This is a genomic window from Piscinibacter defluvii (genome assembly GCF_004011805.1).
Taxonomy (GTDB): domain Bacteria; phylum Pseudomonadota; class Gammaproteobacteria; order Burkholderiales; family Burkholderiaceae_C; genus Piscinibacter; species Piscinibacter defluvii.
Map to the genome: position 1 here is coordinate 165,179 of NZ_ML137199.1, position 12,392 is coordinate 177,570.

Consider the following 12,392-nt stretch of genomic DNA (forward strand, 5'->3'; position numbering starts at 1 on the left):
GCGGGCCGAGCGTGACCAATCCGGCAGTGCGCCTGCGCTGCTGGTGAGAAGATGTATCTGCGCCCTCCCCGGGCTGCGGGGGGCGACAGGGCATGCGCTAGGATGCCCCGATTCATATGCCGGGCTCCGTACGCGCCATGTCGACCTCGTTCGCCAGCAGTCTCGACGCCCTGAGCGGCTGGCGCTCGGCATTGCTGACGAGTCTCGAGTCGGTCGCACGTTTCCTGACCGACCACGAGCTGGCCGACGTGCAGATCGAGGCCCAGCTCGCCGCCGTGCGCGAGCGGCTCGCCCAGGAGAAGCTGGTCGTTGCCTTCGTCGCCGAGTTCTCGCGCGGCAAGTCGGAGCTGATCAACGCGGTCTTCTTCGCCGACGCGGGTCGGCGCATCCTGCCGGCCACGCCGGGCCGGACCACCATGTGCCCGGTCGAGCTGGCCTGGGACGGCGAGGAGGCCCCCGGCCTGGCGCTGCTGCCGATCGAGACGCGCCTGAACGGCCAGTCGCTTGGCGAACTGCGCCAGCAGCCGCGCCAGTGGAAGCAGATCGAGCTCGAGACCAAGAACCCCGAACGACTGGCCGAGACGCTGCGCGAGGTGATGCGCACCTCCTGGGTCTCGAAGGACGACGCGCGCGCGCTCGGCTTCTGGAACGACGAGACACCGGACGACAATCCGCCGCTGGACGAGATGGGCCGCGTCGAGGTGCCGGCCTGGCGCCATGCGCTGATCAACTACCCGCACCCGCTGCTCAAGCAGGGCCTGGTGGTGCTCGACACGCCGGGCCTGAACGCGATCGGCGCCGAGCCCGAGCTGACGCTCTCGCTGCTGCCCACCGCGCACGCCACCGTGTTCATCCTCGGCGCCGACACCGGCGTCACCAAGAGCGACCTGGCGATCTGGCGCGACCACCTCGGCACCGACCCGCTGTCGCGCTTCGTGGTGCTGAACAAGATCGACGCGCTGATCGATCCGCTCGCCTCGCCGGCGGTGGTGCGCGAGCAGATCGCCTCGCAGGTCAGCGAGACGGCGCGTACGCTGGCGATTCCCGCCGAGCGGGTGTTCCCGCTCTCGGCGCGCCAGGCGCTGGCGGCGCGTGTGGCCGACGATCCGGCCGGCCTGGCCGAGAGCCGCCTGCCCGCGCTGGAGGACGCCCTCGGCGCCGAGCTGATGCCGCACCGCCGCGCGCTGCTCGAGCGCGTGGTGGTCGAGGCGGCCGCCACGATCGAGAACCATGTCGCGCGCCACGTGCTCGACCGGCGCCGCCAGCTCGCCGAGCAGATGCTCGAGCTGCGCGGGCTGCGCGGCAAGAGCGCCGGCAAGCTGCAGATGATGCTGCAGCGGGTGGACGCCGAGACGAGCGAGTTCGAGGCCTGCACCACCAAGCTGCAGGCGATGCGTGCGGTGCACAGCCGCATGTTGAAGGACGCGATGGTCGATCTCTCCTCCGACCGCCTGCGCGAGCAGGTCGGCCAGATGCAGGAGCAGATGTCCGCCTCGCTGCTGAACCTCGGCGCCCGCAAGGCCTTCGTCGCCTTGTGCCAGCGCCTGCATGGGCTGCTCGGCGCGGCCGCCAAGCGCAGCGGCGAGATCCGCGAGATGCTCTCGGCCACCTTCGGCAAGCTGAACACCGAGTTCGGCTTCAGCCTGGCGGTCAACCCGGGCCCGGACCTGGAGCGCTTCGCCGACGAGCTGCGCCTGATCGAGAAGAGCTACACCCAGTACCTCGGCCTGACCCAGGCGCTGCGGCTGTCGCAGCCCAAGTTCATGGAGCAGTTCCGGCGCATGCTGATGTCCAAGCTGCGCGTGGTGTTCGAGAACGCGAGCGCCGAGATGGAGCTGTGGAACAAGTCCGCCTCGGCCCAGGTCGACGCGCAGCTGCGCGAGCGGCGCCGCGCCTTCCGGCGTCGCCGCGAGGCGCTCGAGCGCATCCAGGCCGCCGCCGGCGAGCTCGAGACGCGCCTGGGCGAACTCGAGGCGCAGGACGGGCGGCTGCAGGGCTTCCAGGGCCGCTGCGAGGAGCTGACCGGCGCGCTGCGCCGCCAGGCCCGCAGCGGCATGCGCGGCGAGACGGCCACGATGATCAGCATCGACCTGCCGCTGTCCGACGAGCCCGAGCCGTCGATGCTGCGCCACGCCGCGCAGGCGTGAGCCGGGCCGGTTTCTCCGCGCGCCTGATCGCCTGGCAGCAGCGCCACGGCCGGCACGACCTGCCCTGGCAGGCCACGCGCGACCCGTACCGCGTGTGGCTCTCCGAGATCATGCTGCAGCAGACCCAGGTGGCCACCGTGCTGGGCTACTACGGGCGTTTCCTGCAGCGCTTCCCCGATGTCGCCGCGCTCGCCGCCGCCTCGCAGGACGAGGTGCTCGCGCTGTGGAGCGGCCTGGGCTACTACAGCCGCGCGCGCAACCTGCACCGCTGCGCGCAGCAGGTGGTGGCGCGCCACGGCGGCGCCTTCCCGCGCAGCAGCACTGCGCTGGCCGAGCTGCCCGGCATCGGCCGCTCGACGGCCGCGGCGATCGCCGCGTTCTGCTTCGGCGAGCGCGTCGCCATCCTGGACGGCAACGTCAAGCGCGTGCTCACGCGCGTGCTGGCCTTCGAGGGCGACCTGGCCGAGGCCGCGCAGGAGCGCGCGCTGTGGCACGAGGCCACCGCGCTGCTGCCCGCACAGGGCATCGAGGCCTACACGCAGGGACTGATGGACCTGGGCGCCACGCTGTGCCTGCAGCGCGCGCCGCAGTGCCCGGTCTGCCCGGTGCGCGAGGACTGCCGTGCCGCGCGCGCCGGCGAGCCGCAGCGCTACCCGGTCAAGACGCGCAAGCTGCGGCGCGGCACGCGCACCAGCGTCTGGCTCTGGCTCTCCTGGCGCGAGCGGCTCTGGCTGGTGCAGCGACCGCAGCGCGGCGTCTGGGCCGGCCTGTGGAGCCTGCCCGAGTTCGACGACGAGGCCGCGTTCGAGACCGCGCGTTCCGGCTGGCCCGGCACCGTGGAGCGGCTGCCGAGCTTCACGCATGTGCTGACGCACCTGGACTGGACGCTGCACCCGCGCCGCCTCGTGCTGCCGTCGCGCACGGCGGCCGCGCGTGTCGACGCGATTACCGCCGCCTGGCCCGCGGGCCGCTGGTTCACGCGCGAGGAGGCGCTCGCCAGCGGCCTGCCCGCGCCGCTGCGCAAGCTGCTGCTCGCGTCTACTTGACCACGCCCTTGCCGCGCAGGAACTCGTCGACCAGGGCGAGGCGCGCCAGCGGGTCGGGCAGCTCCATCAGCTTCTGCTTGGCCGCCAGCGGGATCGGCAGGATTTCGCACCAGCGGTTGGCCACCCAGCCGGCGAGCTCGAAGTGGTAGGGCGCATCGAAGGGCTCGGCGCCCTGCGCCTTCAGCGAGGCGATCGCGTTGGCCAGGCCGCGCACGGTCTCGTGCTGGCTGGCCGCCGGCGCGACCGGTTCGTCGTCGGGCAGCAGCCGGGTGCGCGCCAGCCACAGGCCGTCGGCCTGCTGGTGCGACTGCTCGACCTGGAAGCGCTGCGTGCCGCGACCGCGCACCTGCAGGATGCCGGGGCGCAGGCTGTCCACCTCCACCAGCTCGGCCAGCACGCCAATGGTCTCGAAGGCCACCGCGTCGTCGCCCTGGCGCACCTCCTGCCCGCTGCGCAGCGCCACCACGCCGAACGGGCGCTGCTCGCGCAGGCAGGCGGACATCAGGTCGAGGTAACGTGCCTCGAACACCTTCAGCCCCAGGCGGCCGCCGGGGAACAGCACCGTGTTCAGCGGGAACAGCGGGGTCTCGTGGGCAGGGTCAGTCACGCGCGTCCAGTTCGCGGTGCCGGATCAGCGTGCCGCCGCGGGCGCGGAAGCGCGCGGCGAGCTGCTCGGCCAGGTAGACGGAGCGATGCTGGCCGCCGGTGCAGCCGATCGCCACGGTGAGGTAGCTGCGCTGGTCGGCCTCGAAGGCGGGCAGCCAGCGGCTCAGGAAGGCCTCGATCTGCACCAGCATCTCGCCCACCTCGGGCTGTGCGAGCAGGTAGTCGGCCACCGGCGCATCCTTGCCGGTGAGCGGGCGCAGCTCGCGGATGTAGTGCGGGTTGGGCAGCATGCGCACGTCGAACACGTAGTCCGCGTCCAGCGGCACGCCGTGCTTGAAGGCGAAGCTCTCGAACACCAGCGTCAGGTGCTGCGGCCGCGCCTGCACCAGCCCGCGGATCCAGGTGCGCAGCTGGGCCGGGCGCAACTGGCTGGTGTCGATCACGGTCGACACCTCGCGCAGCCCGGACAGCAGCTCGCGCTCGAACTCGATCGCGTCGATCAGCGCGCGCCGGCCCTCGCCCTGGCGGTCCTCGCGGCGGCGCGTGGGCAGCGTGGCCGCGGCCAGCGTCTCGTCGGACAGCGGGTGCGGCCGGCGCGTCTCGGAGAAGCGGCGCACCAGCGCGTCGGTGGTCGAGTCGAGGAAGATCGAGACGATCGCCACGCCCTCGGCGCGCAGCTGGTCGAGCAGCGGCAGCAGGTGCGGCAGCGAGCCGGCGCTGCGCACGTCCACCGCGATCGCCACGCGGCGCTGCGAGCGTTCCTGCTCCAGGCGCAGGAACTCGCGCAGCAGCTCGGGCGGCAGGTTGTCGATGCAGTAGAAGCCGACGTCCTCCAGCGCGTGCAGCGCGACCGACTTGCCCGAGCCCGAGATGCCGGTCACCAGCACCACTTCGCGTGTGCCGGCTTCCGCCTCGGGCGCCGGCTCGCCCCCCGGCGTGAACTGCTCGAGCTGCGCGAGCACCTCGCCGCGGTGATCGGTCGGCGGCGTGCTCACCGCCGGCTCCGCGCGCTGCCGTGCGCGAGCATCTCCTGCGCGTGGGCCAGGCTGGTGCCCGACAGGCGCTCGCCGCCCAGCATGCGGGCGATCTCGGCCACGCGCGCCTCGCCGGCCACCGGCGCGACCTCGCTGCGCGTGCGCCCGCCACGCGCGGCCTTGGTGACCACGAAATGGTGGTCCGCGCAGGCGGCCACCTGCGGCAGGTGCGTCACGGCGAGCACCTGGCGGTCGCGCCCGAGCTGTTTCATCAGCTTGCCGACGGTCTCGGCCACGGCGCCGCCGACGCCGGCGTCGATCTCGTCGAAGATCAGCGTTCCCGCCTCGCCCAGCTGGCTGGTCGTTACGGCGATCGCCAGCGCGATGCGCGACAGCTCGCCGCCCGAGGCCACCTTGGCCAGCGGCCGCGGCGTGCTGCCGGCGTGGCCGGCGACCAGGAACTCGGCCGACTCGAGGCCGAAGGACTGCGGCGCGTCCTGCGCGACCAGCGCCACCTCGAAGCGGCCGCCGGCCATGCCGAGCTGCTGCATCGCCTGCGTGACGCTGGCGGCGAGCCGGGGCGCCGCGCCCTTGCGGGCCTTGGAGACCTCCTTCGCCAGCTTGTCGAAGCCGGCCTGCGCGCGCTGCAGCTGCTGCTCGAGCGCGGCCAGGTCGGTGGCCGCGTCGAGCGAGCGCAGCTCGTCCTTCCACTGCACCAGCAGCGCCGGCAGCTCGGCGGGCGGGCGGCGGTAGCGGCGCGCCAGGCTCAGCCAGGCGGCCAGGCGCTCGTCGAGCGCGGCCAGGCGTTGCGGGTCGAGTTCGGTGCGACCGAGGTAGCCGTTCAGGGTGTGGGCTGCGTCCTGCAGCTGCGCCTGCGCGCCCTGCAGCACTTCGGCCACCTCGGCCAGGGCATGGTCGAAGTCGGCCACCGATTCGAGTGCGTCGATCGCGCGGCCGGCCAGCGCCTCGGCGTTTTCGTCGGCCTCGGCCAGCGCATCGAGCGCGCGGCGCGCCGCGTCCAGCAGCGCCTGCGCGTTGGCCAGGCGCTTGTGTTCGGCCTCGAGCTCGTCCCACTCGTCGGTGCCGGGCGCGAGCTTGTCGAGCTCGCCGATCTGCCAGGCCAGGCGCTCGCGTTCGCGCTCCAGGTCGGCCTGCGCGCCGCGCGCCTTCTCCAGCGCCTCGCCGGCCGTCTTCCACTGCTGCCAGGCCGCGGCCAGCGGCGCGGCGTCGATGCCCGCGTAGGCGTCGAGCAGCGCGCGCACCGCCGCGCCGCGCGTCAGGCTCTGCCAGGCGTGCTGGCCGTGGATGTCCACCAGGTGCTCGGCCGCCTCGCGCAGCTGCGCGACGGTGGCGGCGCTGCCGTTGATCCAGGCGCGGCTCTTGCCCTGCGCGTCGATCGTGCGGCGCAGCAGCAGGGTGTCGTGGGCCTCGAAGCCGGCCTCCTCCAGCCAGGTGGCGAGGCTTGGCGGCGGGTCGAACTCCGCGCCGATCTCGGCGCGTGCCGCGCCCTCGCGCACCACGCCCGCATCGCCGCGGCTGCCCAGCGCGAGCTGCAGTGCATCGACCAGGATGGACTTGCCCGCGCCGGTCTCGCCGGTCAGCACGCTGAAGCCGCCGTCGAGCTCGACCTCGAGCGCGTCGACGATGACGAAGTCGCGCAGGGACAGGCGCCGCAGCATCAGGCCGCTCCCATCATGCGACTCCCGCGTTCCAGTGCAGCTTGCGGCGCAAGGTGGCGTAGTAGCTCCAGCCGCGCGGGTGCAGGAAGCGCACCTGGTCGCGCGAGCGGCGGATGCCGACGCGGTCGCCGTGCAGCAGGCTGGCCAGCGCATGCATGTCGAACGAGACGCTGGCGTCGCGGCCGGCGACGATCTCGATCGCGATCTCGTCGTGGTCGGGCAGCACGATCGGGCGATTGGAGAGGTCGTGCGGCGCGATGGGCACCACCACCCAGCCGGCAATGCCCGGGTGCAGGATCGGCCCGCCGGCCGACAGCGCGTAGGCCGTGGAGCCGGTGGGCGAGGCGATGATCAGGCCGTCGGCGCGGAAGTTGGCGACGAACTCGGTGCCGATGTCGACCTTCAGCTCGATCATGCTGCTGGCGGCGCCGCGGCTGACCACCACGTCGTTGAGCGCGAAGCCCTCGAAGATGCGCTCGCCGTCGCGCCACACCGCCCCGGCCAGCATGGTGCGCCGCTCCTCCTCGTAGTCGCCGGCGATCATCGGCGCGAGCGCCTGGGCGAACTGGCCCACCGAGACGTCGGTGATGAACCCGAGCCGGCCCTGGTTGATGCCGATCATCGGCGTGCCGTGGCGCGCCAGCTGGCGCGCGATGCCGAGCATGGTGCCGTCGCCGCCGACGACGACCGCCAGGTCGCAGTGCCGGCCGAGTTCGTCCGGGGCCATCGCCGCGTAGTCGGTGAAGCCGGTGCTCTGCGCGGTCTGCAGCTCGAGCGTGACCTCCAGGCCCTGGCGCACCAGGAAGTGGGCGATCTCCTCGAGCACCGGACGGATGCCGCGCGCCTGGTACTTGCCCACCAGCGCCGCGTGACGGAATCGGCTCACCATGCGCGGGATTACACCACAGGGCCCTCCCGCGGCAGGGCGGGCAAACGGGGCAGGAATGCACGCGGTCCTACAATGAAAACCATGCTCGACGAGCGCGCCAAGACCCTGCTGAAGACCCTGGTCGAACGCTACATCGCGGACGGCCAGCCGGTCGGCTCGCGCACGCTGTCGCGCGCCAGCGGGCTGGAGCTGTCGCCGGCGACCATCCGCAACGTGATGGCCGACCTCGAGGACCTCGGCCTGATCGCCAGCCCGCACACCAGCGCCGGCCGCGTGCCGACGGCGCGCGGCTACCGGCTGTTCGTCGACACCATGCTGACGGCGCAGCCTCTGTCGCTGGAGGCGGCCGCGCTGCCCCCCGAGCTGCCGCCGGACCAGCCGCAGAAGGTGATCGCCAACGCGGCGCAGCTGCTGTCGAGCCTGTCGAGCTTCGTCGGCGTGGTGACCGCGCCGCGCAAGGCGAGCGTGTTCCACCACATCGAGTTCATGCGCCTGTCGGAGCGGCGCGTGCTGGTGATCATGGTCGCCCCCGACGGCGACGTGCAGAACCGCGTGATCGTCACCGCGCAGGACTACACCTCCGCCCAGCTGCTCGAGGCGAGCAACTTCCTGACCGCGCACTACGCCGGGCTGACGATCGAGGAGGTGCGCGAGCGGCTGAAGACCGAGGTCGACGCGCTGCGCGGCGAGATCGCCGCGCTGATGCAGGCCGCGGTGCAGGCCGGCAGCGAGGCCATCGCCGACAGCCAGGAGCAGGTGGTGATCTCCGGCGAGCGCAACCTGCTGACGGTGCAGGACTTCTCCAGCGACATGGGCTCGCTGCGCAAGCTGTTCGACCTGTTCGAGCAGAAGACCCAGCTGATGCGGCTGCTCGAGGTGAGCAGCCGCGCCGAGGGCGTGCGCATCTTCATCGGCGGCGAGAGCATGGTAGTGCCCTACGAGGAACTCTCGGTCGTCTCGGCGCCCTACGTGGTGGACGGCCAGGTGGTGGGCACGCTGGGCGTGATCGGCCCGACGCGCATGGCCTACGACCGCATGATCCAGATCGTCGACATCACCTCGCGCCTGGTCAGCAACGCGCTGAGCCAGAAGTAGCCCTGCCTAGAATCCGCCGCGGCGGGCCCTCAGCTCGGTCGGTCAGAGCGGAGGACGCATGACAACCTGCTGCTGCCCGGCGTAGCGGGTGCCAGCAGGGCGCGCTGTACGAGGGCTGCAAGCATCGATGCGCGGGGCACAATGCTGGGCGCGTGGGCCGGTAGCTCAGTCGGTTAGAGCAGCAGACTCATAATCTGTCGGTCGCGGGTTCGAGCCCCGCCCGGCCTACCACGATGACCAGGCGTGAAGACTCAGGTGCCGGGGAAACAACTGGCGAGGGACGGGTCTCCGGCGATCCATCAGGAGTGCCAACCCTTGAGAACTGCTGGCCACGCAGCCAGCCAAGCGTGGCCTGAAAGTGGTCGGTGATCTGCGCGATGCGTCTTTCCAAGCAGGCCTCGTGGTGGTCGACGCGAATCGACATTGACAGCGGCAACATCACGCACATGTCCTCTGCGATCAGCAGGTTCGCTCGCTGAGGGACAAAGGAGTACCCGGGCCTTCATCGGAAGGCGGACGCGCAGCGCACAGGATCGGATCAGACCTACGAAAGGGCCGGCATGTCCTCCGGCCCGCACACGAGACTCACCGCCGCATCGGCGGGAACGACGGGCAATGTCGCCGCCCATCGCTCCCATTGCTGCCGCATCTCGACGAGCCTCTCCGGGCGCCGGAGTGCCTGGTTGGCCCGTTCGCGCTCGTCGAGCGAGAGGTCGAAGAGGTACTCGTGCCCATCCCGCGCCAGATACTTCCATGCGCCGTCCCGCAGCGCGCGCTGCTGGCGGTGTTTCATGCGCCAGAACAGCGGTCGCTGCGGATCCCAGCGCGCATCGTCGAACGCAGGCAGCAGCGAGACCCCATCCATCGGGTAGTCCGCATGTGGTTCGACCCCCGCGGCGGCCAGCAACGTGGCCGTCCAGTCCATCGTGATGACGGGGGCGTCGCAGCGTCCGGACGGCGTGATGCGAGCGGGCCAATGGGCGATCAGCGGTACGCGGATGCCGCCTTCCAGCAAGTCCATCTTCTGTCCGACGAGCGGCCAGTTGTCCGAGAAGCGCTCGCCACCGTTGTCGGCCGTGAAGACGATCAGCGTGTCGTCGATCTGCCGGGTCGCGCGCAGCGTGGCTGCGACGCGGCCGATGCCCTCGTCCATGTGGCGGATCATCTGCCGGTAGATCGCGACCGACCCTCCGTCCTTGTGCGCCAGCGCGTTGCCGATGCGTCGGGACTCGGCTGAATCGTCGCGCGTCTCCCAGGGCCAATGCGGTGCCGTGTAGTGCACGCTGAGCAGGAACGGGCGCTGCCCGTCCTGCCGCTGCAGGAACTCGACGGCCGCATCGCTGATCAGATCCGTGAGATAGCCCTGGCGCAGCGTGGGCCGGTCCTGCTCGTACAGGTCGTGCTGACCGGTCATGTCCCGGTGCGAGAAGTAGTCGACCGCCCCGGACAGCGGCCCGAAGTAGCGCTCGTATCCGCTCTTCAGCGGCCCGAAATGGGGCGGATAGCCAAGATGCCACTTCCCGCACAGCGCGGTGGCATAGCCGGCCGCACGCAGCAACGAAGGCAGTGTCGGGTGTTCGGGCGCCAGCCCGACCACCTTGTCGCCCCGCGCCGTGCCGACCAGCGGCTCCTCGGCGCCGCCGCGAAGCCGGTACTGCCAACGACCGGTCATCAGCGCGAAGCGCGTGGGCGAGCACACGGGCGAGTTGGCGTAGCCCTGCGTGAATCGCAGTCCTCCGGCCGCCAGCCCGTCGAGCACCGGCGACACCGCGACCGATGCACGCGCGCCATAGCAGCCCAGGTCCGCATAGCCCAGGTCATCGGCGAGTATGAAGACGAAGTTCGGCCGCCCCATCGTCGGCCTCCTCACTCCCCGCGGATGCCCGCTTCCCGCACGACCCGGTTCCAGCGCGTGATCTCCGACTGGATCAGCTTGCCGAACGACTCGGGTCCGCTGTCTTCTGCCACGTCCATGCCCATCGTGGACAGCCGGTCGCGAAACTCGGGCAAGGCCGTGGCTCGCGCCACCTCGGCGGCCACCTTGCGAACGATGGCGCCGGGCGTGCCGCTGGGCGCGACGATGCCCTGCCAATCGCGGATGTCGAACCCCGCGAAGCCAAGTTCCGCCACCGTGGGGACGTCGGGCAACGCGGCCAGCCGTGTCGGCGCCGATGTGGCCAGCGCACGCAGCCGACCCGACCTGATGTGCGGCACCACGGCGCCGGCCGCTGCGAACATCATGTCGACCTGTCCGCTGAGGACCGCAGCCACGCCTTCGGGCGCGCCGCGAAAGGGCACGTGGCGAAACTGGCCTTGGGTGCGCAGGCCCAGCAGTGCCGCGCCGAGATGGGCCGGTGTACCGTTGCCACCGGACGCATAGGTCAGTTCGCCGGGCTTGTCCCTGCCCGCGGCCACCACATCGCCCAGGGTGTGCAGCGTCGACGTGTCGGCCACGACGAGGACGTTGCTGGCCCAGACCACCTGGCTGACGGCCGTCAGATCCTTCTGCTGGTCGTAGGGCATGGAAGGCAGGAGGCTCGGCCCGAGGATGAACGGCATCGCCAGCACGCCGAAGGTGTACCCGTCGGGCGCCGCCTTGGCCACCGTCTGCAACCCGATCGTGCCCACCGCTCCGGGCCTGTTTTCCACGACGACCGGCTGTCCGAACGCGGCGGCCAGCCGTTCGCCGATCAGCCGCGCGATCACGTCCGGAGGCGACCCCGGCGGCGTGGGCGCCACGATGCGGATCGGCTTGCTGGGATAGTCGGCCGGCATCGCGTCGGCAGCGACCGCGGCAGGCGCCGCGAGGGCCGCGAGCACGATGGCCGCCAGCCGCAGATGCAGTGACGACGTCTTCATGCGCAATCTCCTGAAGTGAAGGAAGGAGCTCTGGACGTCCGCATTCAGTAGACCACCGGCGACCCCCGTGCGTAAGATGGCTGCGCGTGGATGGCGATAGCCTGGAGGTTGTCACATGCGAATGAGCCTGAGACAGCTGGAGAACTTCGTCGCCGTGGCGGAGACGGGCAGCATCCGGGCTGCGGCGCGCGGCTTGCGGGTCTCGCAGCCGACGGTCACGAAGAGCGTGCGCCATCTCGAGGACGAACTGCACGCACAACTCGTGCAGCGCACGCCTCAGGGCGTGACGCTCACCTCGACGGGGCGAAACTTCCTGGCGCGCGTGCGTGCCGCTCAGGCGGAATTGCGCAAGGCGCAGGAAGAGGTCGCGTACGGCCGCACGGGCGCCGCACCGGTCGCGCTCGGCGTGGGACCGGTGGCGGCCGTCATGCTGGCCCCCCAGGCCGTGGCGCGATTCCATCTCGAGTCGCCCGGAGCCACTGTCCGCGTGGTCGAGGGCTTCCCGCCGGCGCTTCTGCCGCAGGTGCGCGACGGCACGCTCGATTTCGCGATCGGCCCGAAGCTCGACGCGCAGATCGATCCGGCGCTGTCGTTTCGGCCCCTCTTCCGGGAGGACTTCGCGGTGGTCGCCCGCAAGGACCATCCGCTGCGCGGGGTGCGGTCGCTGGCGCAGCTGGTTGACGCCGAGTGGGCCGCGCTGTGGAAGAGCGGGCTGCCGAACAGCCCGCTGGATCGCATCTTCGCGGCGGCCGGTCTGCCGTTGCCGAGACAGGTCGTGCAGTGCGAGTCGTACAACCTGGTGGTGTCCGTGGTCGCCCGGACCCACATGCTCACGCTCCTGTCGCGACGCTCGTTGGCCCTGCCGTTGGCCCGCGATTCGCTGCAGCCGATCGCGCTCAGGGAACAGCACCCCCAACTGACCGTTGGCATGTTCACGCGTGCCGGTGCTCCAATGACGCAACACGCGGCCGCCTTCGCCAAGGTGCTCGTCAGCGAAGCAAGAGCGCTCGTGAAGGCCGGTTAGTCGCTCGCCGTCGAGGCGCCCTGCGGAGACGGGTCGAGGTCAGGTCAAGTGGTCGATGTCCAATGCTTGGCGC

General features: G+C 71.4%; 10 protein-coding genes and 1 tRNA gene. 5 read left to right on the top strand and 6 right to left on the bottom strand.

Features of this window, described 5'->3' with window-relative positions; all coding sequences use genetic code 11:
- Nucleotides 1-137: 137 nt before the first annotated feature.
- Nucleotides 138-2,147 (top strand): dynamin family protein, encoded by a 2,010-nt coding sequence (locus D9C15_RS07740; protein WP_127996867.1) that lies wholly within the window; start codon nt 138-140, stop codon nt 2,145-2,147.
- Nucleotides 2,144-3,193, top strand: a complete 1,050-nt coding sequence (mutY, locus tag D9C15_RS07745) for an A/G-specific adenine glycosylase (protein ID WP_127996868.1) — start codon at nt 2,144-2,146, stop codon at nt 3,191-3,193. Before D9C15_RS07740 ends, mutY begins: the two co-directional genes overlap by 4 nt.
- On the opposite strand, the gene D9C15_RS07750 is transcribed toward mutY, so the two are convergent.
- The 4 genes from D9C15_RS07750 to D9C15_RS07765 form a co-directional block, all read right to left on the bottom strand.
- Nucleotides 3,186-3,800 (bottom strand): LON peptidase substrate-binding domain-containing protein, encoded by a 615-nt coding sequence (locus D9C15_RS07750; protein ID WP_127996869.1) that lies wholly within the window; start codon nt 3,798-3,800, stop codon nt 3,186-3,188. The two genes, mutY and D9C15_RS07750, sit on opposite strands and share 8 nt — an antisense overlap.
- Entirely contained in the window at nt 3,793-4,689 is an 897-nt protein-coding gene (rapZ, locus tag D9C15_RS07755; RefSeq protein WP_240668331.1) for an RNase adapter RapZ, read from the bottom strand. Before rapZ ends, D9C15_RS07750 begins: the two co-directional genes overlap by 8 nt.
- Nucleotides 4,690-4,790: 101 nt before the next feature.
- Nucleotides 4,791-6,452 carry a DNA repair protein RecN gene (gene recN, locus D9C15_RS07760; RefSeq protein ID WP_205854751.1) on the bottom strand — a complete coding sequence of 554 codons (1,662 nt, stop codon included), beginning with the start codon at nt 6,450-6,452 and terminating at the stop codon, nt 4,791-4,793.
- Nucleotides 6,453-6,465: 13 nt separating this feature from the next.
- Complete coding sequence (locus tag D9C15_RS07765) at nt 6,466-7,341, bottom strand: NAD kinase (RefSeq protein WP_127996870.1); 876 nt, start codon at nt 7,339-7,341, stop codon at nt 6,466-6,468.
- Between the two features lie 81 nt (nt 7,342-7,422).
- Between D9C15_RS07765 and hrcA the strand changes: the two genes are divergently transcribed.
- On the top strand, nt 7,423-8,436 hold the full coding sequence (gene hrcA / locus D9C15_RS07770; RefSeq protein ID WP_127996871.1) for a heat-inducible transcriptional repressor HrcA: 1,014 nt from the start codon (nt 7,423-7,425) through the stop codon (nt 8,434-8,436).
- Nucleotides 8,437-8,590: 154 nt separating this feature from the next.
- Nucleotides 8,591-8,667: transfer RNA gene (locus D9C15_RS07775), tRNA-Ile, on the top strand.
- 313 nt (nt 8,668-8,980) lie between these two features.
- On the opposite strand, the gene D9C15_RS07780 is transcribed toward D9C15_RS07775, so the two are convergent.
- Together D9C15_RS07780 and D9C15_RS07785 are read right to left on the bottom strand one after the other, a co-directional pair.
- A complete protein-coding gene (locus D9C15_RS07780; protein ID WP_127996872.1) occupies nt 8,981-10,291 on the bottom strand; it encodes a sulfatase family protein in 1,311 nt (436 codons plus the stop codon).
- Between the two features lie 11 nt (nt 10,292-10,302).
- Nucleotides 10,303-11,295 (bottom strand): tripartite tricarboxylate transporter substrate binding protein, encoded by a 993-nt coding sequence (locus D9C15_RS07785; protein ID WP_127996873.1) that lies wholly within the window; start codon nt 11,293-11,295, stop codon nt 10,303-10,305.
- Between the two features lie 115 nt (nt 11,296-11,410).
- Between D9C15_RS07785 and D9C15_RS07790 the strand changes: the two genes are divergently transcribed.
- Entirely contained in the window at nt 11,411-12,319 is a 909-nt protein-coding gene (locus D9C15_RS07790; RefSeq protein WP_127996874.1) for a LysR substrate-binding domain-containing protein, read from the top strand.
- Nucleotides 12,320-12,392: the final 73 nt, after the last annotated feature.